The organism is Pseudomonas sp. NFACC08-1 (assembly GCF_900106735.1).
Classification (GTDB): domain Bacteria; phylum Pseudomonadota; class Gammaproteobacteria; order Pseudomonadales; family Pseudomonadaceae; genus Aquipseudomonas; species Aquipseudomonas fluorescens_Q.
On record NZ_FNNL01000026.1, the window covers coordinates 1 to 23,731 of the forward strand.

19 protein-coding genes are annotated in these 23,731 nt (G+C 62.2%); 8 read left to right on the plus strand and 11 right to left on the minus strand.

The window, feature by feature from the left end; genetic code table 11:
* The coding region (locus tag BLU76_RS29690) for a beta strand repeat-containing protein (protein WP_139211694.1) at positions 1-4,308 on the plus strand (4,308 nt) is incomplete at its 5' end.
* A 263-nt stretch (positions 4,309-4,571) separates the two neighbouring features.
* Here BLU76_RS29690 and BLU76_RS29695 read toward each other — a convergent pair.
* Positions 4,572-4,967 carry a YbaN family protein gene (locus BLU76_RS29695; protein WP_063322443.1) on the minus strand — a complete coding sequence of 132 codons (396 nt, stop codon included), beginning with the start codon at positions 4,965-4,967 and terminating at the stop codon, positions 4,572-4,574.
* 8 nt (positions 4,968-4,975) lie between these two features.
* Positions 4,976-5,563: a UPF0149 family protein gene (locus BLU76_RS29700; RefSeq protein ID WP_003198997.1), complete on the minus strand. Its 588-nt coding sequence runs from the start codon at positions 5,561-5,563 to the stop codon at positions 4,976-4,978.
* Positions 5,564-5,996: 433 nt separating this feature from the next.
* On the opposite strand from BLU76_RS29700, the gene recQ reads away from it, so the two are divergent.
* From recQ to BLU76_RS29715, 3 genes are all read left to right on the plus strand, one after another.
* Positions 5,997-8,123 (plus strand): DNA helicase RecQ, encoded by a 2,127-nt coding sequence (recQ, locus tag BLU76_RS29705; protein ID WP_092145032.1) that lies wholly within the window; start codon positions 5,997-5,999, stop codon positions 8,121-8,123.
* Between the two features lie 118 nt (positions 8,124-8,241).
* Positions 8,242-8,676, plus strand: a complete 435-nt coding sequence (locus BLU76_RS29710) for a MarR family transcriptional regulator (protein WP_003199001.1) — start codon at positions 8,242-8,244, stop codon at positions 8,674-8,676.
* 113 nt (positions 8,677-8,789) lie between these two features.
* On the plus strand, positions 8,790-10,742 hold the full coding sequence (locus BLU76_RS29715) for a FimV/HubP family polar landmark protein (RefSeq protein WP_092225675.1): 1,953 nt from the start codon (positions 8,790-8,792) through the stop codon (positions 10,740-10,742).
* A gap of 133 nt (positions 10,743-10,875) precedes the next feature.
* On the opposite strand, the gene BLU76_RS29720 is transcribed toward BLU76_RS29715, so the two are convergent.
* The gene (locus BLU76_RS29720) at positions 10,876-13,077 is read right to left on the minus strand and encodes a patatin-like phospholipase family protein (RefSeq protein WP_092225677.1); all 2,202 of its coding nucleotides are present in this window, start codon (positions 13,075-13,077) and stop codon (positions 10,876-10,878) included.
* 70 nt (positions 13,078-13,147) lie between these two features.
* On the opposite strand from BLU76_RS29720, the gene BLU76_RS29725 reads away from it, so the two are divergent.
* Entirely contained in the window at positions 13,148-13,435 is a 288-nt protein-coding gene (locus tag BLU76_RS29725) for an Rdx family protein (protein WP_063322439.1), read from the plus strand.
* Here the strand turns inward: BLU76_RS29725 and BLU76_RS29730 are convergent.
* Positions 13,429-14,319 (minus strand): DMT family transporter, encoded by an 891-nt coding sequence (locus BLU76_RS29730; RefSeq protein ID WP_092225679.1) that lies wholly within the window; start codon positions 14,317-14,319, stop codon positions 13,429-13,431. The two genes, BLU76_RS29725 and BLU76_RS29730, sit on opposite strands and share 7 nt — an antisense overlap.
* 117 nt (positions 14,320-14,436) lie before the next feature.
* Positions 14,437-15,186, minus strand: coding sequence for a helix-turn-helix transcriptional regulator (locus tag BLU76_RS29735; protein WP_092225681.1), 750 nt, complete (start codon positions 15,184-15,186; stop codon positions 14,437-14,439).
* A gap of 135 nt (positions 15,187-15,321) precedes the next feature.
* Here BLU76_RS29735 and BLU76_RS29740 point away from each other — a divergent pair, with 135 nt between their 5' ends.
* Positions 15,322-16,137: a UDP-2,3-diacylglucosamine diphosphatase gene (locus tag BLU76_RS29740; protein WP_072341504.1), complete on the plus strand. Its 816-nt coding sequence runs from the start codon at positions 15,322-15,324 to the stop codon at positions 16,135-16,137.
* 156 nt (positions 16,138-16,293) lie between these two features.
* On the opposite strand, the gene BLU76_RS29745 is transcribed toward BLU76_RS29740, so the two are convergent.
* Together BLU76_RS29745 and BLU76_RS29750 are read right to left on the minus strand one after the other, a co-directional pair.
* Positions 16,294-16,884, minus strand: a complete 591-nt coding sequence (locus BLU76_RS29745; protein ID WP_092225683.1) for an HD domain-containing protein — start codon at positions 16,882-16,884, stop codon at positions 16,294-16,296.
* Positions 16,885-16,896: 12 nt separating this feature from the next.
* Positions 16,897-17,208 carry an Mpo1-like protein gene (locus BLU76_RS29750; RefSeq protein ID WP_063322434.1) on the minus strand — a complete coding sequence of 104 codons (312 nt, stop codon included), beginning with the start codon at positions 17,206-17,208 and terminating at the stop codon, positions 16,897-16,899.
* Between the two features lie 320 nt (positions 17,209-17,528).
* Here BLU76_RS29750 and BLU76_RS29755 point away from each other — a divergent pair, with 320 nt between their 5' ends.
* Complete coding sequence (locus tag BLU76_RS29755) at positions 17,529-18,590, plus strand: AraC family transcriptional regulator (RefSeq protein WP_092225685.1); 1,062 nt, start codon at positions 17,529-17,531, stop codon at positions 18,588-18,590.
* Here BLU76_RS29755 and BLU76_RS29760 read toward each other — a convergent pair.
* Complete coding sequence (locus tag BLU76_RS29760) at positions 18,547-20,001, minus strand: TrkH family potassium uptake protein (protein ID WP_092145016.1); 1,455 nt, start codon at positions 19,999-20,001, stop codon at positions 18,547-18,549. The two genes, BLU76_RS29755 and BLU76_RS29760, sit on opposite strands and share 44 nt — an antisense overlap.
* Positions 20,002-20,163: 162 nt before the next feature.
* Here BLU76_RS29760 and BLU76_RS29765 point away from each other — a divergent pair, with 162 nt between their 5' ends.
* Entirely contained in the window at positions 20,164-20,727 is a 564-nt protein-coding gene (locus BLU76_RS29765; RefSeq protein ID WP_092145014.1) for an NAD(P)H nitroreductase, read from the plus strand.
* Between the two features lie 191 nt (positions 20,728-20,918).
* Here the strand turns inward: BLU76_RS29765 and BLU76_RS29770 are convergent, their stop codons facing one another.
* The 3 genes from BLU76_RS29770 to phhA all read right to left on the minus strand — a co-directional run bounded on the left by BLU76_RS29770 (position 20,919) and on the right by phhA (position 23,353).
* Complete coding sequence (locus BLU76_RS29770; protein WP_092225687.1) at positions 20,919-22,112, minus strand: amino acid aminotransferase; 1,194 nt, start codon at positions 22,110-22,112, stop codon at positions 20,919-20,921.
* Positions 22,112-22,468: a 4a-hydroxytetrahydrobiopterin dehydratase gene (locus BLU76_RS29775; RefSeq protein WP_003184087.1), complete on the minus strand. Its 357-nt coding sequence runs from the start codon at positions 22,466-22,468 to the stop codon at positions 22,112-22,114. The genes BLU76_RS29770 and BLU76_RS29775 overlap by 1 nt, the downstream gene beginning before the upstream one ends.
* Before the next feature lie 99 nt (positions 22,469-22,567).
* The gene (gene phhA / locus BLU76_RS29780; RefSeq protein ID WP_053120239.1) at positions 22,568-23,353 is read right to left on the minus strand and encodes a phenylalanine 4-monooxygenase; all 786 of its coding nucleotides are present in this window, start codon (positions 23,351-23,353) and stop codon (positions 22,568-22,570) included.
* Between the last annotated feature and the right edge of the window lie 378 nt (positions 23,354-23,731).

Sequence of the window (23,731 nt, forward strand, 5' to 3'; positions counted from 1 at the left end):
GGCCTCGACACCGACGGCGGTGAGCTGTCGTTGCAGGAGAAAAACCTCAGCGACGGCAGCAGCCCGGACGCATCGGCCTTGACTCAAAACGGCACGTTCACCGTGACCGCGTTGGACGGTGTGCAGACCTTGAGTGTGGGCGGCATCAATGTGGTTATCGGCGGCGTGGCGGCGGGTTTCCCGCAATCGATTACCACTGCGCTGGGCAACACGCTCACCATCACTGGCTACAACGCCAGCACCGGTGTGGTCAGCTATAGCTACACTTTGCTGGACAATGAAGCCCATCCAAACGCCAACGGCGCCAATAGCGTTAGCGAGCAATTCGCCGTAGTGGTCACCGACGATAATGGCACCACGGCCAACGACAATCTGGACGTGAACATCGTCGATGACCTGCCGACCGCCCATGCCGACTCCGCCTCGGTGGATGAGGGTGGGACGGTCAGTGGCAACGTCCTGAACAACGACGAAGGTGGTGCCGACGGACCGGCTGCGAGTGGTGCCGTGATCGGTGTGCGTGCGGGCAACGACACCTCGACTCCGGCGATTGGCGGCTTGAACACCCAGATCAACGGCACCTACGGCTACCTGACCCTGGATGCCAATGGCAACGCCGTCTATCACAGCAACCCGAACACCGTCAGCGCCCCGGGCGCGACCGATGTGTTCACCTACACCGTGCGTGATGCCGATGGCGACGAAAGCACTACCACCATCACCATCGATGTCCACGATATCTGCCTCGTCGCCACACCCGACCATGAAATCAGCGTCTACGAAAAAGCCCTCGACCTGAACCAGGACGGCCAGGACCTGGCCCCCGGGACTGTCACGGGCAGCGCCCCGAATGCCACCAGTGAAACCGCCAGCGGCAGCCTTGTCGGCTCGATCAGCGGTGCCGTGGGCGCCGTGACCTTCGCGCTGGTGGGCAACGCCACCGGTGCCTACGGTCAACTGTCGCTTCAGCCCGACGGCTCCTACACCTACACCCTGACCTCGCCAGCCACCACCACGCCTCACGCCAACGATGGCCCCAACGTCTTGAGTGAAAGCTTCACCTACCAGGCCACGGACTCGTTGGGCAACACGGTCACCAGCACCATCGTCATCGACATTGTCGACGACGTGCCCAAGGCCCATGCCGATTTTGCCTCGGTGGTAGAGGGCGGCACGGTCAATGGCAACGTGCTGGACAACGACGTACTCGGTGCAGACGGCGGCGCAATCATCGGCGTGCGTGCCGGCAACGACACCTCGAACCCAGCCATCGGCGGCCTCAATAGCCAGATCAATGGCACCTACGGCTACCTGACCCTGGACGCCAACGGCAACGCCGTCTACCACAGCAATCCCGATGCTGTCGGCGCACCAGGCGCGACCGATGTCTTCACCTATACCGTGCGTGATGCCGATGGTGATGAAAGCACGACGACCATCACCGTCGACGTGCACAACAGCTGCCTCGTCGCAGAAACCGACCATGACGTGACCGTCTACGAAAAAGCCTTGGACCTGACCCAGGACGGCCTGGACCTGGCCCCCGGCACCGTCACCGGCAGTGACCCGAGCGCTACCGGTGAAACCGCCAGCGGGACCTTGGTCGGCTCGGTCAGCGGTGCCACGGGCGCCGTCACCTTCACCCTGGTGGGCAATGCCACCGGTGCCTACGGTCAGTTGCTGCTCCATCCTGATGGGTCGTACACCTACACCTTGACCTCGCCGGCCACGACCACACCCCATGCCAACGATGGCCCGAACGTGTTGAGCGAAAGCTTCACCTACCAGGCCACGGACTCCCTGGGCAACAGCACCACCGGCAGCCTGGTGGTCAGCATCGTCGATGACATACCAAAGGCTGTCGCGTCCGAGCGTTCGGTCACGGCGGTGGAGGTCGATTCGAACCTGCTGATCGTGCTGGATGTGTCCGGCAGCATGAAAGACGATTCCGGCGTGCCGGGGCTCTCGCGTATGGATCTGGCCAAACAGGCGATCAGCGCCTTGCTCGACAAATACAACGACATGGGCGACGTCAAAGTCCAGCTGGTGACCTTCAGCGGCAGTGCCACCGACCAGAGTGCCGTGTGGGTGGACGTGGCAACTGCCAAGACACTGATCGCCGCGCTGAGCGCGCACGGTGACACCAATTACGATGCGGCCGTGGCGATGGCCAAGACGGCGTTCGCCACCCCCGGACAACTGACCGGCGCCCAGAACATTGGTTATTTTTTCTCCGATGGCAAGCCGACCTTGGGCGAAATCGGCTCGGCGGACGAGGTCGCATGGAAAGCCTTTCTCGATGCCAACGGCATCAAGAATTACGCCGTCGGCCTGGGCAGCGGCGCCAGAAACATCAACCTCGACCCGCTGGCCTATGACGGCAGCACGCACACCAACACCAACGCGGTGGTGGTCACCGACCTGAACCAGCTCAACTCGGTGCTTTCCGGTACCGTGCAAGGCGCGCCGGTCACCGGCAACCTGCTGGGCGAGGGGGGCTCGTTCGGCGCCGATGGCGGGTTTATCAAGAGCCTGGTGGTCGATGGCACCACGTACAGCTATGACCCGGCGGCCAACGGTGGCCATGGCGCGCTGACCGCCAGCGGCGGGCTCAACCATGGCTCCTTCAATACCGCCACCAACACATTGAGCATCGCCACCGACCACGACGGCACCCTGGTGGTCAACCTCGATACCGGTGCGTTCAGCTACACCTCCCAGACGGCCACCAGCACCTTGATCTCCGAGCACATCGGCTACACCGTCAGCGACCATGACGGTGACCTGGCGAGCTCTAACCTGGTGATCAACGTCGTACCCAACAGCCCACCGATAGCGGCTGACGACAACATCATCACCAACGTGCTGTCGGGCAACATCGTGATTCCGGGTGAATTGCTGTTGGGTAACGACAGCGACGCCAACGGCGATCCGCTCAGCGCGTCACCCACCAGTTTCAATACCGGTTGGGTCGCCAAAGGCGCGGACTTCACCGGCAGCACCGGCACGGCCAGCTTCACCGGCAACAACGTGCAATCGATCAACCTCAGCCGCAGCGCTTTCGTCGCCAATACCGCGAGCATGACGGCGATGTTGGTGGTCAGCGGTGCACTGGGGATGGTGTCCAATAACAACACCAACGATGAAGACCGGCTCAACATCAGCCTCAAACAGGGCGAAACCCTCACCCTGGACCACAACCTGTCGGCCGGTCGCATTGCGATGGAGTATTCGCTCAACGGCGGGCCATTCATTGCGATCAACGATGGGGCTTCTTTCACCGCGGCAGCGGATGGCAATTACCAGATCCACGTCACCAATATCGCCAATCCCGGCGGCGGTAATTCCAACGCTGCGGAGAACTATCAACTGACCCTCACCGTTGACTATTCCGGGGCGCAAGACAAAACACCGGACTACCACGGCAGCTACACCGCCAGCGATAACCATGGCGGCAGTGACAGCGCAGCGGTAGGCATCAGTTACCAGGCGGGCCATACCCTGACGGGCACCAGTGGCGACGATGTGCTGTTGGCTGGCAACGGCGACAACATCCTCAACGCCGGCGACGGCAACGACGTACTCAGCGCCGGTTCGGGCAACAACACCCTGAACGGTGGGGCCGGCAATGACTTGCTCTACAGCGGCACGGGTAACGACCTGCTCGATGGCGGTACGGGCAACGACACCGTCAGCTACGCCCATGCCACGTCGGCAGTCACGGTGAACCTGGGCCTGCTGGCGGCGCAGAACACCCTGGGCGCGGGCACCGATACATTGATCGGCATCGAAAACCTGGTGGGCTCGAACTTCAACGACACCCTCACCGGCGACGGCGCCAGCAACCGCCTCGACGGTGGTCTGGGCCATGACGTGCTCAATGGCGGTGGCGGCGATGACCTGCTGATTGGCGGCCTGGGCAACAACACCCTCACCGGCGGCAGCGGCGCCGACACCTTCCAATGGCAGGCGGGCAACAGCGGCCACGACGTGATCACCGACTTCGCGCCCGGTGTCGACAAACTCGACCTGTCCCAGTTGTTGCAGGGGGAGAATGGCAGCGCGGCGTCACTGGACGATTACCTGCATTTCAGCGTGAGCGGCAGCGGGGCGTCGGTCATTACCAGCATCGACGTCAGCGCCATCGCCGGCGCCACGCCGAACCAGACCATCGACCTGGCCGGCGTCAACCTCGCCAGTCATTACGGCGTCACACCCGGCGCAGACGGAATGATCGCAGGTGCAGATACGGCGACCATCATCAACGGGATGTTGAATGACCACTCGTTGAAGGTGGACACGGTGTGAGATGAGCTGAAATAACAAAACCCGCGATTTCCGGTCTGGAAATGGCGGGTTTTGTTTTTCTGAACCTTGTGGGTGGATCCACAGATTGCTGGACGCATGCATGCCTTTGTGGCGAGGGAGCTTGCTCCCGCTCGGCTGCGCAGCAGTCGCAAAAAAGGCTTGGTGCGATGAGCCAGGAAAATTGAGTTAGTTCATTTGGGGTGGCTTTGCCACCCAGCGGGAGCAAGCTCCCTCGCCACAGGAGATCCAGGCTCGTGCCACATTCAAGGCTTGCGCAGCGTCTTTTGCCTGAGGATATAAACCGTTACCAGCACCGCACTGGTGAGCATGAACCCCCGGGCCCACGGCAGGGGCACCAGGTAGCAGGAAAAGAGGATGCTCGCCCACATCAGTCCGATGGCATAGACCTTACCCTTGAGCGGGATGCCCTTGCCACTGAGGTAGTCACGAATCCACGGGCCGAGGCGGGGATGTTCTACCAGCCATTGGTAGAAGCGCGGCGAACTGCGGGCGAAACAGGCCGCCGCCAAGAGCAGGAAAGGGGTGGTGGGCAGTACGGGGACGAAGATGCCGATGACCCCCAGCGCGACGCTCAGCCAGCCAATGGCCAACAGAACGTAACGCAGGATCAGCGGGCGATTGCCAATGGGCGAGGGCACCCGGTCACTCAGTGGTGACGAGGCTTGAGGATCGCCGGTTTCTCGTCCGGTGCGTTGCACAGCAGGTACAGGGCCGTGAGGGCTTCGGGGATCTGGACGATCATGTCGTCCATCAGGTTGGCGTCGGCGGCGATGTCGGAAAACTCCGGTTGCTCGTCGAACAGACCGGAACCGACCATGATCGGCAGCAGCATTTCGCTGACTTCCTCTTCGGCGGTTTCGAACCAGGCGGCTTCGCGCAGGAACACGCCTTCCATGAAGCCGATGCACCAGCCACGCAGTTCCGAATCGTCCGGGTCATCGCCCAAGTCCAGGTCGCACGGCAGTTCGAACTCTTCGTCGGAAGCCAGTTGGCGGGCGATGTGGGCCTTGAGGCCGACCAGCGTGGCTTCGATTTCGGCACGCTGGGCTTCGTCGCTGTAATGCGGCTCTTCGGCGAACAGGGCGTCGATCCACTCACGGTCCGGCACCGTTTCTGCGCAGATGGACAGGGCGGTCAGATAGCCGTGAGCGGCCACGTAGTCCAGCGCCTCTTCGTGCAGCTCATCGGCGTCGAGGAAGACTTGCAGGCGGGTCAGTTGCTCAGCGAAGGACATTACGGGCTACCTTGGGGAATAAACAATGCGGGAATTCTAGGCCTTCTTGAGCGCCCAGGCCAGCCGCGTGGCGTATTTGCCTTGCCGGTAAGGGCTGGGTTGCCCGCATGCCCTGGCATTTATCCCCCGTGGCGAGGGAGCTTGCTCCCGCTGGGGCGCGCAGCGGCCCTGTTTTTTGGGGCGGCTTCGCCACCCAGCGGGAGCAAGCTCCCTCGCCACAGGTTCGGTGCATGACTGGCAACAGTGCAAGGGCTTCATCGAACACCTCTTGTCAGCAGCGCCCTTCGCAACGAAGGCCTCGGGTATACTGCCGCGTTTTGTGATGCCCTGCGGCGTCCCGCCGGTTCGAAACGCGCACTTACGATTTGCCGGTGCAGCTTTTGTGATTCTGAACCAGCCTTGCAGGGATGTTTCGGTGATTTTTGGAGTTTCTATGCTCGAACAGGCTCAACGCGTCCTCAAGGACATCTTCGGCTACGACAGTTTTCGTGGCCGCCAGGGTGCCATTATTGAGCGCGTGGCCAGCGGTGGCGATGCCCTGGTGCTCATGCCCACCGGCGGCGGCAAATCCTTGTGCTTCCAGGTCCCGGCGTTGTTGCGCAACGGCCTGGCCGTGGTGGTCTCGCCACTGATTGCATTGATGGACGACCAGGTTGCGACCCTCGAGGAGCTGGGGGTTGCCGCTGCTTCGCTGAACTCCACCCTCAGCGCCGAGCAACAGCGGGACCTGGCGACACGCATCAGGCGCGGCGAAGTGAAGATGTTGTACCTGGCCCCGGAACGCCTGGTGCAGCCGCGCATGCTGGCGTTCCTGCAGAGCCTGGAAATCGCCCTGTTCGCCATCGACGAAGCCCACTGCGTGTCCCAATGGGGCCATGATTTCCGGCGTGAATACCTGCAACTGGGACAACTGGCGGAACTGTTCCCCGACGTGCCGCGCATCGCCCTGACCGCCACCGCCGACAAGCGCACCCGCGAGGAAATCGTCGAGCGCCTGCACTTGCAGGATGCCGAGCGCTTCCTGTCCAGCTTCGACCGTCCGAATATTTTCTACCGCATCGTCCCCAAGGAGCAGCCGCGCAAGCAGTTGCTGGCGTTTCTCGCCGAACGTCGCAGTGATGCCGGCATCGTCTACTGCCTGTCGCGCAAGAAGGTCGATGAAGTGGCAGCGTTTCTGTGTGAGCAGGGGTTCCCGGCGTTGCCGTATCACGCCGGCCTGCCCAACGACCTGCGGGCCTATCACCAGAAGCGCTTCCTCAACGAGGAAGGCCTGATCATGGTGGCCACCATTGCGTTCGGCATGGGCATCGACAAGCCCAACGTGCGTTTTGTCGCGCACCTGGACCTGCCCAAGTCCCTCGAGGCGTATTACCAGGAAACCGGGCGTGCCGGTCGTGATGGCTTGCCGGCCGACGCCTGGATGGCCTACGGCCTGCAAGACGTGGTGATGCTCAAGCAGATGTTGCAGAGCTCCGAAGGTGATGAGCGCCACAAGCGCCTGGAGCAGCACAAGCTCGACGCGATGCTCTCTCTGTGCGAAGAAACCCGCTGCCGGCGCCAGACCCTGCTGGCCTATTTCGACGAAGACATGCCCCAGCCTTGCGGGCATTGCGACAACTGCGTCGATGGCGTGGAAACCTGGGACGCCACCGAACCGGCCCGCCAGGCCTTGTCGGCGATTTTCCGCACCGGCCAGCGCTACGGTGTTGGGCATCTGGTGGACGTGTTACTGGGCAAGGACAACGAAAAGGTCCGCAGCTTTGGCCACCAGCACCTGTCGGTGTTCGGTGTGGGCAAGGCGCGCACCGAGAGTGAGTGGCGTTCATTATTCCGACAACTGGTCGCCCGCGGTCTGGCCGACATCGACCTGGAAGGCTACGGCGGCCTGCGCCTGAGTGCGACTTGCCGGCCATTGCTCAAAGGTGAAGTCACCCTCGAACTGCGCCGCGACCTCAAACCGGCAACGGCGGTCAAGAGCAGCAAGAGCCAGGCCAGCCAACTGGTGCGTGGCGAAGAGCGCGATCAATGGGAAGCCTTGCGGGCCTTGCGGCGCAAGCTGGCCGAGGAGCACGGCGTCCCGCCGTACGTCATCTTCCCCGACTCGACGCTGTTGGAAATGCTCCGCAGCCAGCCCACCTCCCTGGCGGAAATGGCCCGGGTCAGTGGCGTGGGCGCGCGCAAGCTGGAGCGGTATGGCGAGGCCTTCCTCCAGGTCCTGGGCGGCGAGGCCGAAGCACCGAAAGCGGTGGCCGATGTACGCCACGAACTCATCACACTGGCCCGGGCCGGCATGACGCCGTTGCAGATCGCCGGGCAACTGCAGTGCTCGGAAAAGAACGTCTACACGATGCTGGCCGAGGCCATTGGCAAACAGCAGTTATCCCTGGAACAGGCACTGGATCTGCCCGAGGAACTGCTGGGTGAAGTGCAGGATGCCTTCCTGGACGGCGAAGGCGAGTTACCACCAGTGTCTGAAGTTGCCGCACTGTTTGTCGGACGGGTTCCCGAAGGCGTGTTGTATTGCGTCAGGGCTGCATTGCAGTCGGAATTTGAAGTCTGATCAGTAAGTTGCGTTCCTTTAACGATTCAGTACAAGGCGAGCCTTGCTTGAATCCAAAGCTCATGCTTAGCTGACTAATAATTAGTTTTTCTCTATTTCAGATCTGATGAGTTTTTTTATGCCGTTAACCGATCAACACCGTTTTGGCATGCAGTTGGCGCAAATGTCTCGGGGCTGGCGTGCCGAACTGGATCGTCGCCTGGCCGGGTTGGGCCTGTCCCAGGCGCGTTGGCTGGTGCTGTTGCACCTGGCCCGTTTCGAACAGGCGCCGACCCAGCGTGAACTGGCCCAGAGCGTCGCCGTCGAAGGACCGACCCTGGCCCGGTTGCTCGACAGCCTGGAAACCCAGGGGCTGGTACAGCGCCAGGCCGTGGCCGAGGACCGCCGGGCCAAGAAAATCGTGCTCTGCGCACCGGCCCTACCGTTGATCGAACAAATCGAAACCATTGCCACGCAATTGCGGCGTGAGCTGTTCGAAGGGGTCGATGAAGCGGACATGCGCGTGTGCATGCGGGTCCACGGTACGATCCTGGCCAACCTGGAAAAATCCTGAGGCATATCCCTGGCGCCAGACTTTTGAGATTCGGCGATTAGCGAACTATAACCAGTACTAAGTGATCGTATTGGATGCGTTTACGCTCAGTCTGGTAGTCGAAAGGGATACCCATGCTTGAAAGTTTGCAGTCCACGTTGCGCAGTTGGGTCAACGTGTCGGTCGTCGTGGGTGCCCTGGGGTATTCGGCCTTGGCGTCGGCGCTGGGACTGGGGGACATAACGCTCCATTCCGCCCTGAACCAGCCGTTGCGCGCCGATATCGCCCTGGTCGATGTGGCCGGCATCGGCGAGGGCGATCTGTCGGCCAGCCTGGCGAGCCCGGACGATTTCAGTCGTGCGGGTGTGGAGCGGGCGTTTTTTCTCAACAACCTGCGCTTCACGCCGGTCTTGCGCGGGGAGCGCAGCTTCATTCGGGTGACCTCCAGCAAACCGGTGGAGGAACCCTTTCTCAACTTCCTGGTGCAGCTCAATCAGCCCAACGGGCGCCTGCTGCGCGAATACACCGTGCTGATCGACCCGCCGGGCACACCGGGTATCGTGCCTGTCCGTGACGAACCTTCCGAGGCCCCGCCGTCCATCAAGCCGCCCCCGGCGGTACAGGGCAAGCGCTACACCGTGGTGCCGGGGGACAACCCCTGGCTCATCGCCAAACGCCTGCATGACGCCGGCAGCAACGCGTCGATCAATGAGTTGATGCAAGCAATCCAGGCCTTGAACCCCGGCAGCGACCGGCTTTCCATCGGCCAGCGCTTGTTGTTGCCCGACTCGGCCGTGCTGCCGACGTCGGCTGCAACCCCGGCCGGCCAGGCCCCCGTCGCGTCCGATGAGCAATTGGCCGCCAGCGTGCTGCTAAACCAGCAGCAACAGAAGACTATCGAGCAACTGCAGGCCCGGCTCCAGGCCCAGGACGAGGAAGTCGCTGGCCAGCGCAAGCAGATCAGCGAATTGCAGGCCCGGCTGGCCGAGGTAGCGCCAGCCCCTGTCGCATCGACGCAACCGCAACCGGCGCTTCCTGCATCGGAACCGGCGTCGAACGCGCAACCCGCTACAGAACCGGTAGCAGAGCCAGAGGGCATCAATTGGACATGGGTGGCGGGGCTGGTGGGCCTGTTGGGGTTGCTGGCGCTGTTGCTGTTCGTTCGGCGTCGGCAGCAGCAGGCCGAGTTGGAACCGATGACTGGGCGTCCCGAGCCGATGCTGGAGGAGGGCGACGAAACCTTTGCATCAATCCCCGATACGGAGCCGTCCGAGACCGCGGCATCGTTCAATAACGGTGACACGCCCCTGGGTGATGTGCTGGAGGGCGTCGGGATCTACCTGACCTACGGTCGATTCACCGAGGCCGCAGGGCTGTTGCGCGCCGCGTTGCTGGCGGAGCCGGAGCGCACCGACCTGGGCCTCAAGTTGCTGGAAGTACTGGGCAAGCAGGGCGATGTCATCGGTTTCCAGGCCCAGGAGCATCATCTACAGGCACAGGGTATCGATGCCGGGACGTTGGAGGAGGTCCGCGGGCGCTACCCCAAGGTTTCCATGATCGCCGCGCCGACAGTGGCGTCGGTACCACCTCAGGTCCCGGCTCTTTCATCTACACCGACACCTGCTCCTGAACGTGAGCCGGTGCCCGGTGACGAGTTCGAGTTGGACCTGGATGCGCTGTCCATGGAAACCAGCTGGGACCTCGCCGATGCCCAGGACAACACTGCCGATAAAGAGGCTGTTTCACCTTATGCCGCCGAGAGCTTTTCGCTTTCAGGTTTTGACGAACCGGACCTGCAATGGGAAGCGCCACTGGAAACCGAGTCGTTGGACGATGCCTTCCTCGATAGCTTTGCCGACGAAGAACAGTCGCTGGAACTTGAGCCACTGGCCCTTGAACCTGTTTCCCTGGACACCCTGCCCCTCGAGCCTCAGGCCCCGGAACACTCGGTCAAGCTGGAACAGGCACAGAATTGCATCGACGACGGAGACCTGAAAACCGCCGTTTCCCTGCTTGAAGAACTGCTCGAGGAGGGTGACGAACCCCTCAAGCAGACCGCCCGGGTGCTGCTGGCAGGGATTCGCTAAGAACCATCGAGGTTGTAGCGGCTGGCCTCATCGCGAGCAAGCTCGCTCCCACAGCCATCTGCGTCCCCATGTGGGAGCGAGCTTGCTCGCGATAGCGGCCTATCAGGCTGTCAAATCCTGTCCAGACAGCCCCTCAAAACGTCTGCCCCAGGTTCAGATACACCGCCTGTTCATCATCGTCGTTAAAGCCATAGCTGAAGTTCAGTGGCCCCAGCGGTGTATCGAAGCCCAGGAAAATGCTGGCGGCGTTGATGTAACCGCTGTCGAATTCGTTGTCGTTGTTCCAGGCCCGGCCGCGTTCCAACGAGCCGCCGATGTACAGCGGGAAGTCCAGTGGCAGATAGGCCCGCGGTGTGAGGCGGCGGTAATACACGGCACGCATCAGGCTGATGTTCTGTCCGGATACCCCGTCTTCGCGAAAGCCTGACAGTTGCCGCGCGCCACCGAGCACAAAGCTGGACGTCACGACTTCAGCAGTGTCCAGTGTTCGACCGTAGCGCCCGCCCAGGATGAAGGTGTCCGGGCCGCTGCTCAGGGCTTTGTCCAGCTTGAATTCCCACTGGCGGTAACGCTGGTCGGAACCCAGCCCTGGTTCGTATTGGCGCCAGCTCAGGCCGATATCTTCCCCTTCGTGGGGGAAATACACGTTGTCGAAGGAATCGAAGGAGTACTTCAGCTCATAGAAACCTTCATTGAAGTTTTCGCTGGGCTGGTCGTGATCGCCAATGCGCACATCCGCCTTGCCCCAGGCCTGGCCGACACCGAAGCGGATTTCGCCGTTGTTGCTGATCTGGCGGCCCACGTTCAGCCCGAAGCCATAGCGCTCGACGCGATACTGGGCCACCGGATCGTTGTCCAGGATGGACTCCACGTTGCGGGATTCAAATTGCCCGTAGGGGGCGACGAAGTAACGTGAACCGACATCCAATGGTTGGTAGAACTCGCTGTACAGCTCCTGCTTGTCGCCGATCTGCGCCCGGGTCAGCCATTCGGCACCGAGGCGATTGATGCCGTTGACCCGATAGCTGGCCCCCAGGTTGAAAGCGCTGTCGCCGCGCATGTCGTCCGACAGGCTCAGCCCCAGCCGAAGGTAGTCGGTGCCGGTGCGTCTGCCCCGGGCGCTGATCACCAGCGTGTGATCCGGGCCCTTGCGGACCACGCGGTATTGCACCTGTTCGAAGTAATCCAGGCCGTACAGCGTGCCCATGTCGGTCTGCAGGCGGCCCAGGTCCAGCGGCTCGCCGATTTTCTGGCGAACGTAATAGCGGATCACGTCATCGCCGACTTTCGAGTCGTTCTCCACACGAATGGCGGTGATGACCGGCGTGCGCTCGCTTGGGGTGCGCGCGGCCATGAGCTCGGCGTCGGGCGCCTCGGACGGGCGTAGAGGCGCCAGGCGTGTCTCGAGTATCCGCGTGGCACGGTAACCGGCGTCGATCATGTCCTGGGCCCGGCCGAAATCGGTGGAGCCGAAGCTCGCCAGCGCCGGCTGGATCAGCACGTCGTCTTTCTTCAGCGTTGCCAGTTGCTCTTCAGAGTTGCGCCGGGTCATCAGGGTGGTCGACTGGTTCAGCACATCCACCACCGTGACCAGCTGCTTGCGGTTGCGCAGGGGCGTACCGATGTCGACCACGATGGCCACGTCCACGCCCATTTCCCGGGCCACATCCAGCGGGATGTTGTCGGACATGCCGCCGTCCACCAGCAGTCGGTTGTCCAGTTCCACCGGGGCGAATACCGCCGGGATCGACATGCTGGCGCGGATGACCTTGGGCAGGTGGCCTTTGCGGAACACGACTTTTTCGCCCGTGGCGATGTCAGTGGCGACTGCGCGAAACGGGATCGGCAGTTTGTCGAAGTCCCGTGTATCGCTGGCGTGGGCCAGCAGGCTTTCGAGCAGCAGGGCCAGGTTCTGGCCCTGGATGACCCCCAAGGGCAGGCCGAGGCTGCCGTCGTCACGAAAACTCAGTTTCTGTTTGACCAGGAAGTCCCGGTCATCCTGCTTGCGCCGGAAGGGTACGTCCTTGCGTGGCGGCGCATCGGACAGAGCCTGTTGCCAGTCGATGCCCAAGGCGAGTTTTTCCAGTTCGTCGATCTTGTAGCCTGAGGCATACAGCCCGCCGATGACCGCGCCCATGCTGGTGCCGGCGATGGCATCGATCTTGATGCCTTGCTCTTCCAGGGCCTTGAGCACGCCGATGTGAGCCAGCCCCCGTGCGGCACCGCCGGACAGCACCAGGCCGATTTTCGGGCGTGGCGCTTCGACGGCGGGCACGTTGGCATGGCCGAGCAGGGGCAACAGCAACAGAAGCAGGAGGGGCAGGAGGCGGCGCATCGTCAATCTCGGGGCGGGCGTCAAAGGCGGGTATTATAACGACGCCTTCGAATCCAGGAGTCCACCCGCAATGACCGAACATAAACCGGAAGTCGTCATCACGTATTGCACCCAGTGCCAATGGCTGTTGCGCGCTGCCTGGCTGGCCCAGGAACTGCTCAGCACCTTCGGCGACGACTTGGGCAAAGTGTCCCTGGTGCCGGGCACCGGTGGCGTGTTCCACATCAGTTGCGACAATACGCAGATCTGGGAGCGCAAGGCCGATGGCGGTTTTCCCGAAGCCAAGGTCCTCAAGCAGCGGGTCCGCGACCGGATCGATCCGGAGCGGGACCTGGGCCACAACGATCGGGTTCAGTGAGACGCGGCTTGGGCGCCAACCCCCGGTTTCTTCGAACCACCCAGTTGGCTTGAGATCACGATGGCCGCGATGATCACCACGCCACCCAGCAGCATGCGCAGGGTCGGGTTCTCATCGAACAGCCACCAGGCCATGGCGATGCCATAGACCGGCTCCATGGCGAACACCACCGCCGCCGTGCGGGCCTTGATCACCGCCAGGCTGGCGACGAACAGGCTGTGGGCCAGGCCGGTGCAGAACACGCCGAGCAAGCCGATCCACAACCAGTCGAGGGGGCGAACGTCGCTCAATTGTGGCGCGGCCATCGGCAGCAGGCACAACCCGACCACCACGTTCTGGCACAGCGCGGCCTGAACCGGCGGGACGTGCGCCGAACCGGCACGGTTGGTCAAGGACAACAGGGAGAAGAGCAACCCCGAGGCCACGGCCCACAGCAGGCCAGTGGTGGCACCGCTGGCCAGGTCGAAGTTCGGCGTGACCAACACCAGGCCGACACTCACCAGCACCACCAGCCAGATTTCATTGGCGCGAATCCGTTCGCGGAAGATCAGCCCCTCGAGCAATACCGTGAAGGCCGGGAAACTGGCGAACCCCAGCGTGGCGACCGCCACGCCGGCCACCTTCACGGCGATGAAGAAACTCACCCAATGCCCGGCCAGCAACAGCCCCCCAAGCAACAATCGCCGGCCATCCCGGGCCCGCAGCTTCTGCCAGCGGCTGTTGCTGGCGAGCCGGGCGAACATCGCCAGGGCCAGCACGGCGAAGACGGCGCGCCCGAACACGATGACTGCTGGCGAAGCCGCGGCGAGTTTGCCAAAGACACCGGTCAGGCCAAACATGAGTGCGCCGATGTGCAGGGCGCCGAGGGCGGTACGGGGCGTCATTTCAATCCTTTCAACAGATAAGCCAAAACCGACGGACAAACATCGATCCCATGGGGGTATTTAAGCGTTGGGGAGGTGCTGGCGTCTGTCGCGATCCTAGCGATTTTTAGCGCGAAGCTAGCGCTGACGCCGCAGCTTGCCCGGCGAGACGCCGAATTCGCGCAGCACCGCCGCGGAGAAGGCACTTTGGGAGCTGTAGCCGACGCGGTGGGCGATCTCACCGATGGGCAACTGCGAATCACGCAACAACGCTACGGCCTTGTGCAAGCGACGGCTGCGGATGTAATCCATCGGGGTTTGCCCGCACTCGGCGACGAAGCGTGCGTGCAGGCGGGCGTTGGAGAGGCCGGCGATTCGCGCCAGGTCCGCCACTTGCAGCGCATAGGCGGCGTTCTGGTCGATGTGGGCATTGAGCGCGGCGTAGGGCAGGCGCCGGCCGCCGTGGGTTGCCTGGCGAGCGTTATTGAGACTCGCCAGCAGCAGCACCGCGCCTTGCTGGGCGATCACCGGATCGTCCACCGGGCTGCCCGCCAACCAACTGACCAACTGGCTTTGCCCCGCATCCAGGGGCAGGCGCGCGGTGTCGTCGAGCAAACGGCGGCTGGCATCGGCGTGATCCCCCAGGCATCGCCCGACCCAATCGTCACTGGGCACATCCAGCACCAGGCAGCGACTACCGTGGGGGCTGCCGCAGGCGTGATGGGCACCGGCGGGTACTACCACGAAACTCTGTTGCACCACCTGGCTGCCACGCCCTTCGACCTCGAAATCCAGCGCGCCGGACAACCCGAACACCAGTTGCGCGTGGTCGTGGCTGTGGACAATCAGATCGTGGCTGTAGTGGCGTAGCGTGAGGATCGGTCTCATCGCGGTCTCCCGTATCAGGCCGCCAGCATACACCGAGGGCACACCGCCCCGCGCTGTCATGTAATGGACTTGTGTTTGTCATGGGCCATTAACCGCTGGCGTGCACAGTGGCGAAAACGATCAGAGGGTTGCCCAATGACCAGCGCCGAGCTCGCCAGACCCAGCCGCAAACAGCGTGTACGCACCCTGTGGATTTCCGATGTGCACCTGGGTACCCGGGATTGCCAGGCCGAGCACTTGTCGCAGTTTCTCAAGGGCTACCACGCCGACAAGATCTACCTGGTGGGTGACATCATCGATGGTTGGAAACTGCGCGGTGGCATGTATTGGCCCCAGGCCCACACCAACGTCATTCGTCGCTTGCTGACCATGAGCAAGCGCGGCACCGAAGTGATCTACGTCACCGGCAACCATGACGAATTCCTGCGGCGCTATTCGAAGCTGATCCTGGGCAATATCCAGTTGGTGGACGAAGCGGTGCACGTCACGGCCGATGGCCGGCATCTGTTGGTGATCCATGGTGACCAGTTCGATGTCATCACCCGGTACCACCGTTGGCTGGCGTTCCTCGGGGATTCGGCCTACGAGTTCACCCTCACGTTGAACCGCTGGCTAAACCATTGGCGAGCCCGTTACGGCTACGGCTACTGGTCGTTGTCGGCGTACCTCAAGCATAAGGTCAAGACCGCCGTCAGTTTCATCAGCGATTTCGAAGAAGCCATCGCCCACGAGTGTGTGAAGCGCGAACTGCATGGCGTGGTCTGTGGGCATATCCACCACGCCGAGATGCGTAGGGTGGGCGAGGTGGAATACCTTAATTGTGGCGATTGGGTCGAATCCTGCACGGCGCTGATCGAGCATTGGGATGGGACGATTGAGCTGTATCGGTTGGCGGAGGCCCAGGCGCGGGAAGCGTTGCTCAAGGCCGAAAAGGTCGCCGAACCTGCGTGAGTCTTACACCCTTTGTGGCGAGGGGATTTATCCCCGTTGGGCTGCGCAGCAGCCCTCTCGGTTTATCAGGTAGATCGCAAACTCAGGTAGTCATTTTGGGGCTGCTGCGCAGCCCAGCGGGGATAAATCCCCTCGCCACAGGGGGCACTGTGTCTGTCAGGGCGGCGTTTGTTCCGCCATCGCCGCCTTGTAGATCGATTGCTTGGGCATGGCAAAGACCCTTTCCAGCATCGGCTCGAAGAAACTCAAGGGCAGGGTGTCGTATTCGGCATCGAATGCCGCCGCGTCGTACTTCGCACAGAACTCAATGGTCGCCTGGTATTGCGGATGACCACTGAATTGCTCGCGCAGGTGTCGGTCCATGCCCAGGTGATGGAAGAAGTAATAGCCCTGGAATATCCCGTGCTTCTCCACCATCCACAGGTTTTCGGCGCTGACGAAGGGCTTGAGGATCGCCGCGGCGATGTCCGGGTGGTTGTATGAACCCAGGGTGTCACCGATGTCGTGGAGCAGGGCGCAGACCACGTACTCCTCGTCCCGCCCGTCACGGTAGGCGCGGGTGGCGGTTTGCAGGGAATGGGTCAGGCGATCCACTGGGAACCCGCCGAAATCGCCGTCCAGCAGTTTCAAGTGGGCGAGGATCCGGCCCGGCAATTGCCGCGCGTAGGCGCTGAAGTCGGCCGCGATGATCGCCCAGTCTTGTTGGGTGCCTTCTTTCATGTGGGTAAAGCGCGCGTGGTTGCTCATCGGCAGTCCTTGTTAGAACGCGACCTTGCCCAGCAGCATGTCGCGGTACATGACGAAATCGCCGAGCAGGCTGTAGAGCGGATGCTGGAAGGTGGCGGGACGGTTTTTTTCGAAGAAGAAGTGCCCGACCCAGGCGAAGCCGTAGCCGGCCACGGGCAGGGCGAGCCACAGCCACCCGCTACCCACGACGAGAGCGAGGGCGAACACCAGGATGACCAGGGAGGTGCCGATGAAATGCAGTCGTCGGCAGGTGCTGTTGCTGTGTTCGCTGAGGTAGTACGGGTAGAACTCGGCGAAGCTATTGAATCGTTTAGTGTTTTCCAAGACTGCAGGCTCTTTGGTTATTGTTCTGGCGACCGATGCATCCAGTGGCTTGCTTTGAGTCTAGAGCCATCATTTGCAACAGCCAGTGACAATGGGCGCCACTCTAGTGTCCGGTCTTACCAATAACGCCCCTTTTGGACGGCTTCTGTTGCCGTCATGCTGCGTTGCCACTCCTCGCCATAGCGGGTTATGACTCGTCGTGGCGTCTTGCCTGACAACAACAGCCGCTCGTCCAAAAGGGGCGTTATTGGTAAGACCGGACACTGCTATCCTTCGCAAATCCAGCCGTACCCTGCGGCTCGTCATGCAAGTAAAACGTCATGAACGAACGAACGACTTCTTCAAGCTGGGCGATGGGGATTGTCAAGGCGTTGGAAATCGACGGCCTGGATTGTCGGGTGCTGTTCAAGCAACTGGGGCTGGACTTTGATGCGCTGGACGATCCGGATGCACGCTTCCCCCAGGACTCGATGACGCGGCTCTGGCAACGGGCGGTGGAATTGTCAGGTAACCCGGCCATTGGCTTGAACATGGGTAAAGTGGTGCGCCCGGCCTCGTTCCATGTGGCGGGCTACGCCTTGATGTCCAGTCGCACGCTGGCGGAGGGGTTCCAGCGACTGGTGCGATACCAGCGGATCATTGCCGAAAGCGCCGACTTGAGTTTTCGTCGCTTGGAAGAAGGCTACGGGCTGATTTTGACGGTACACGGCGATCATTTGCCCCCGACCCGCCAAAGTGCCGAAGCATCCCTGGCCTGTGCGTTGGCCCTGTGCAACTGGCTGACCGGGCGTACCTTGCACCCGGTAAAAGTGCTGTTCCAAGGCACCGAACCCCTGGACCTGGCGCCTTATCAGCGAGCCTTCTGCGCGCCGCTGGAGTTCGGCGCGTCTTATGACGCGCTGATTTTTGAACGGGCCGACATGGAGGCGCCGTTGCCTACGGCCAACGAAGCCATGGCGCAGTTGCATGACCGGTTTGCCGGTGAATACCTCGCGCGTTTTTCGGAAAGCCGTGTGACCCACAAGGCGCGACAAGTGTTGTGCCGACTGTTGCCCCAGGGCGAGCCCAAGCGTGACGTGGTGGCGCAGACGCTGCACCTGTCACAGCGCACCTTGCAGCGGCGCTTGCAGGAGGAGGGCACCAGTTTCCAGAGTTTGCTGGAGGACACCCGTCGTGAACTGGCCGAGCAGTATCTGGCGCAGCCGGGCATGACGTTGCTGGAGATCGCCTATCTGTTGGGGTTTGCCGACCCGAGCAATTTTTTCCGGGCCTTTCGTCGTTGGTTCGACACCACGCCCGGCGAATACCGGGCACGGTTGGCGAGCCAGCCAGAAGCGGTCAGTGACGCCAGAACGCCGGGATACACAGCACGAACACCGTGATGATCTCCAGTCGGCCCAGCAGCATGCCTGCGGACAGAATCCACTTGGCCGCGTCCGGCAGCGGTGCGAAGTTGCCGGCCGGCCCGATGATCTCTCCCAGCCCCGGGCCGACGCCGGACACGGTGCTGGCCGCACCGGTCAGCGCCGTCATCCATTCCACGCCCAGCAGCGACAGCAGCAGGGCGATCACGCAGATGGTGATGGCGAAGAAGAACGAGAACGTAAGGATCGAGCGGACGATTTCTTCGTCAAGGCGATGACCGTTGTATTTCTGTTTGATCACCGCGCGGGGGTGGATCAGTTGATTCAGGTTGGCCCGCAGCAGGATGTAGGCGACCTGGAAGCGGAAAATCTTGATCCCGCCGGCCGTCGAGCCTGAGCAACCACCGACGAACCCCAGGTAGAAAAACAGCATCAGCGAAAAATTGCCCCACAGGCTGTAGTCGCCGAGGGCGAAACCGGTGGTGGTGACGATGGACGTCACGTTCAGCGCCACGTGCCGCAGCGCGTCCAGCCAATGCAGGTCGGTGGTCGCCCAATACCAGGTGCCGAGCACCAGCCAGGTCACCAACAACACCCCGATGAGCCCCTGGACCTGCTGGTCCTTGATCAGCGCCCGGCGATTGCCCCGCAACATCGAGACGTACAGGGCAAACGGCAGGCTGCCGAGGATCATGATGACAATGGCGACCCAGTGCACCGCCGGCTGGGTCCATTTGGCCAGGGACAGGTCCGAGGTGGAGAAACCGCCGGTGGAGATCGCCGACATCGCATGGTTGATGGCATCGAACAGGCTCATCCCGGCCCACCAGAGCGCCAGGGTGCCGAGGATGGTGATGCCTACGTAGGACGCCACGATCAGCCGCGCCACCATGTGGGAACGGGGCATGACTTTTTCCGAGCGGTCCGACGATTCGGTCTGGAACAGCCGCATGCCACCGATGCGTAGCAGGGGCAGGATCGCCACAGCCATGCCGATGAAGCCGATACCGCCGAGCCAGTGCAGCAGCGAGCGCCACATCAGGATGCCCGGGGACATGGTGTCCAGGCCGCTCAGGACGGTGGCGCCGGTGGCGGTGATGCCCGACATGCTTTCGAAAAACGAGTCGGTATAGCTGATCTTCTGGGTCAGCAGGAACGGCAGCGCGGCAAAGATACACACCACCAGCCAACTGCTGACAGTCAGCAAGTACATGTCGCGCGGGCGCAGGTGGATGTGTTCCGGGCGCCCGGGAAGCACCAGGGCCAGGCCGGCGAGGAAGGTGATCATGCTCGACCAGAGGAACGACGGCAGGTCGGCGGTGCGCTCGAAGACCATCAGGGTGGCCATGGGCACGACCATGAAGATCGCCAGGGTGATCAGGAAGATGCCGATGATGAAACCAATGATCCGCAGGGTCGGCAACGCCATGAAGTCCGCTCAGGCTGGAAAAGGAAGGGCGCCATTCTACCTGCGACAAGCGCCCTGTAAACCGGCACCCGGCGCCGAGTGGGCAACTGGCCGCGGAATTTGCGCTGACGAACTCGCCGCACAGCCACTAGAATAGCTGGACATTTTTTCAGGAGGTGGCCGATGCAGGCTCTCGACGCTTTGCTCAACCGTGTTTCCGTCCCGCGCCTGGTGGACCCGGCCCCCACTGCGGAGCAGCGCGAGCTTATGTTTGCCGCGGCCATGCGGGCGCCGGATCACGGCCAGTTGCGGCCATGGCGTTTTCTGACGGTCGAAGGGCAGGCGCGGCATCGCATGGGCGAACTGCTGGCCGAAGCCGCGCGGTTCAATGACCCGCTGGTACCGGAAAGCGTCGTGGAAAAGGCCCTCAACGGCCCATTGCGCGCGCCCCTGGTCGTGGTGGTGGTCGCCCGTCTGCAGGACCATTTCAAAATCCCCAAATCCGAGCAACTGTTGGCGGCCGGCTGCGCGGCCCATGGCATCTTGTTGGCGGCGTATGCCCAGGGGGTTGGCGGTGTGTGGCGTACCGGTGAACTGGCGTACTCGCCGCATGTGGCCAGGGGGCTTGGCCTTGAGGACGGGGAAGAGGTGATCGGTTTCCTCTACCTGGGCACGCCGCAGAAAGAAGCGCGCACGGCACCGCAGGAAGATGTCGGGCAGTTTGTCCGGGAGTGGACGGGCCAGTAACGTCTCAAGGGCGGCGGATGACTTGGGGGGTGATCCACTGTGGCGAGGGAGCTTGCTCCCGCTGGGCGGCGAAGCAGCCCTGAAACCTGGCACCTAGGAGTGTCAGGCGGCCTCTAACCAGGCTTTTGGGGCGGCTTCGCCGCCCAGCGGGAGCAAGCTCCCTCGCCACAGGGAAAGTGCCTGGCCTTGGGTTACTTGCACGCGTCGGCAATCGCCTCGGCCAGCAGGTCCAGGCGCGTGGCGTCGATGCCGGCCACGTTGGCCCGGCCAGTGCCGACCATGTAGACACTGTGGCGTTCGCGCAGGTGCTTGACCTGTTCCGGCGTCAGGCCGGTGTAGGAAAACATCCCGCGTTGCACGCCGATATGGGCGAAGCGCTCGCGTAAGCCATGGGGTTCGAGGGCCTCCAGCAAACCGCTGCGCAATTGCGCGATGCGCAGGCGCATGGCCTGGACTTCATCGGCCCACAGGCTTTTGAGTTCCGGGTTGCCGAGAATGGTCGCCACCACGGCCGCACCATGATCCGGCGGTGTCGACCACAGGTTGCGGGCGATGTTTGCCAGTTGGCTGCGGATGTCCACCAGCTTCTCGGCATCCCGGGCACAGACGATCAACGCACCGGTACGATCGCGGTATAGGCCGAAGTTCTTCGAGCAGGAACTGGTGACCAGCACTTCCGGCAGGGCTTGGGCAAACAGCCGGACCGCCCAGGCGTCCTGTTCCAATCCATCGCCGAAGCCCTGGTAGGCGAAATCGATCAGCGGCAGCAGGTCGCGGTCGCGCACCACCTCCAACACCTGACGCCATTGCTCATGGGACAGGTCGAACCCGGTGGGGTTGTGGCAGCAGGCGTGCAGCAGCACGACATCGCCTTTGGGGGCCTGGTTCAAGGTCGCAAGCATCGCCTCGAAATCCAGGCGGTTATCGGCGCCCACGTAAGGGTAGTGACCGACCTTGACCCCGGCCGCGGCGAAGATGGTCTCGTGGATCGGCCAGGTCGGGTTGCTCAGCCACACGCCACGGCCCGGCAGGCATTGAGCGATGAAGTCGGCACTCAGGCGCAGCGCACCGGTGCCACCCGGTGTCTGGGTGGCGCCGGCACGTTTTGTGCTGATCAGCGGAGAGTCGGCACCCAGTACGAGCTCGTTGATCAATTGGCCGAATGCAGCGTCGCCATGGCCGCCGATGTAGGTCTTGGTGGTCTGGCGATCCACTAGCCGTTGTTCAGCCTGTTTCACTGACTGAAGAATCGGCGTCAGGCCCTGGGCATCCTTGTAGACGCCCACGCCCAGGTCGAACTTGCTCGGGTTGGCGTCCGCCCCGTAGGCCTCCATCAGGCCCAGGATCGGGTCGCCGGGGACTCGGCCGATGGCGTCGAAATGCATTACTTGCGGCCCTCGGCGGTCTTGGCCACGTCATCGGTGCGGGCGGCCATGATGAAGTCGTTGCGGTGCAGGCCCTTGATGGAGTGGCTCCACCAGGTCACGGTGACTTTGCCCCATTCGGTGAGCAGGCCTGGGTGGTGGCCTTCGGCCTCGGAGATCTCGCCGACGGCGTTGGTGAACGCCAGGGCGTGCTTGAAGTTCTTGAACAGGAAAACTTTTTCCAGTTGCATCACGCCGTCGCGCACTTCGATGTTCCAGTCGGGGATCTGCTTGATCAGCACCGGCAATTCTTCGTCGCTGACTTGCGGGGCATCGGCGCGGCAGGCTTCGCAATGGGCTTGGTTCAGAGTGTTCATGGTGTGTTCCTGGATCGAATATTTGGAAAACGTCGATGCACCCACGCTAAAGCAAAGCAGCGTCGTGCAACAGACTCAATTGGGATTAAAAGAGGCGGTTCACGCCGCTTTTGGTGGGAATTTCGGGGCATGCAAGCCCAGCTCCCGACCGCGCTTGACCATGCCCATGATGTCTTCGTGAGCCAGGTCGAACAGACGCTTGAGTTCGGGCAGCACGAAATACACCGGTTGCAGGATGTCGATGCGATACGGCGTGCGCATGGCTTCCAGCGGATCGAAGGCCTGGTGTTCCGGTTCGTCCGACAGGCAGTACACGGTTTCCTTGGGCGAAGACAGGATGCCGCCGCCGTAGATGCGCCGGCCCTGCGGGGTCTGCACCAGGCCGAACTCGATGGTCATCCAGTACAGGCGCGCCAGGTAGACGCGTTCTTCCTTGGAGGCCTGTAGGCCGAGTTTGCCGTAGGTGTGGGTAAATTCCGCGAACCAAGGGTTGGTCAGCAATGGGCAGTGGCCGAAGATCTCGTGAAAAATGTCCGGCTCTTGCAGGTAATCCAGCTCTTCTCGGGTACGAATGAAGGTCGCCACAGGAAACTGTTTGCTGGCGAGTAATTCGAAAAAGGTCTGGAAGGGGATCAACGCTGGCACCCGGGCGACTTGCCAGCCCGTGGTCTCGCCCAGCACCTTGTTGATTTCGTCCAGTTGCGGGATACGGTCGTGGGGCAGGCCCAGCTTGTCGATGCCATCCAGGTACTCCTGGCACGCACGGCCTTCGATGACTTTCAACTGGCGGGTGATCAGCGTGTTCCACACCGCGTGTTCTTCGGCGGTGTAGTGGATAAAACCTTGCGCATCGGGCTCGCGGGCCACGTACTGCGTCTGCTTCATGCTGCTCTCCTGCTGATTTCCCTCGTGGGGAAGGCTGTTTGTTTTTATGTCCAGCGATGCATTAGAGATAACCCGAAGCAGGAGCGCGTGCAGCCGAAGAAAACAGGTGGGTAGGGACAAGTGCGTGTCATTTTGTAAAGTTTTCGTTACGTATGAGGTCGAGCCGCGGCCATGTCGAGATTTTTGGCTGGGAAATGGTCTACAGCTGTCACATAATCTTGACAACTATTTGTGTGCCTAGACAAAAAACCAACATAAAACCCGTGGCGAGGGAGCTTGCTCCCGCTGGACTGCGCGGCAGTCCCAAAAACAGGGCCGCTTCGCAGCCCAGCGGGAGCAAGCTCCCTCGCCACAGGGTGTGTGTCGGGCTTGAATGGG

Coding starts and splice junctions, on each gene's coding strand:
- BLU76_RS29720 (WP_092225677.1), bottom strand. CDS start 13,077: ATGCGCCGCCTCCTGCCCCTCCTGCTTCTGTTGCTGTTGCCCCTGCTC.
- BLU76_RS29770 (WP_092225687.1), bottom strand. CDS start 22,112: ATGCATTTCGACGCCATCGGCCGAGTCCCCGGCGACCCGATCCTGGGC.
- BLU76_RS29710 (WP_003199001.1), top strand. CDS start 8,242: ATGCCGTTAACCGATCAACACCGTTTTGGCATGCAGTTGGCGCAAATG.
- BLU76_RS29775 (WP_003184087.1), bottom strand. CDS start 22,468: ATGAACACTCTGAACCAAGCCCATTGCGAAGCCTGCCGCGCCGATGCC.
- BLU76_RS29735 (WP_092225681.1), bottom strand. CDS start 15,186: ATGAGACCGATCCTCACGCTACGCCACTACAGCCACGATCTGATTGTC.
- BLU76_RS29715 (WP_092225675.1), top strand. CDS start 8,790: ATGCTTGAAAGTTTGCAGTCCACGTTGCGCAGTTGGGTCAACGTGTCG.
- BLU76_RS29745 (WP_092225683.1), bottom strand. CDS start 16,884: ATGAGCAACCACGCGCGCTTTACCCACATGAAAGAAGGCACCCAACAA.
- BLU76_RS29760 (WP_092145016.1), bottom strand. CDS start 20,001: ATGGCGTTGCCGACCCTGCGGATCATTGGTTTCATCATCGGCATCTTC.
- BLU76_RS29740 (WP_072341504.1), top strand. CDS start 15,322: ATGACCAGCGCCGAGCTCGCCAGACCCAGCCGCAAACAGCGTGTACGC.
- BLU76_RS29700 (WP_003198997.1), bottom strand. CDS start 5,563: ATGTCCTTCGCTGAGCAACTGACCCGCCTGCAAGTCTTCCTCGACGCC.
- BLU76_RS29725 (WP_063322439.1), top strand. CDS start 13,148: ATGACCGAACATAAACCGGAAGTCGTCATCACGTATTGCACCCAGTGC.
- BLU76_RS29730 (WP_092225679.1), bottom strand. CDS start 14,319: ATGACGCCCCGTACCGCCCTCGGCGCCCTGCACATCGGCGCACTCATG.
- recQ (WP_092145032.1), top strand. CDS start 5,997: ATGCTCGAACAGGCTCAACGCGTCCTCAAGGACATCTTCGGCTACGAC.
- BLU76_RS29765 (WP_092145014.1), top strand. CDS start 20,164: ATGCAGGCTCTCGACGCTTTGCTCAACCGTGTTTCCGTCCCGCGCCTG.
- BLU76_RS29755 (WP_092225685.1), top strand. CDS start 17,529: ATGAACGAACGAACGACTTCTTCAAGCTGGGCGATGGGGATTGTCAAG.
- phhA (WP_053120239.1), bottom strand. CDS start 23,353: ATGAAGCAGACGCAGTACGTGGCCCGCGAGCCCGATGCGCAAGGTTTT.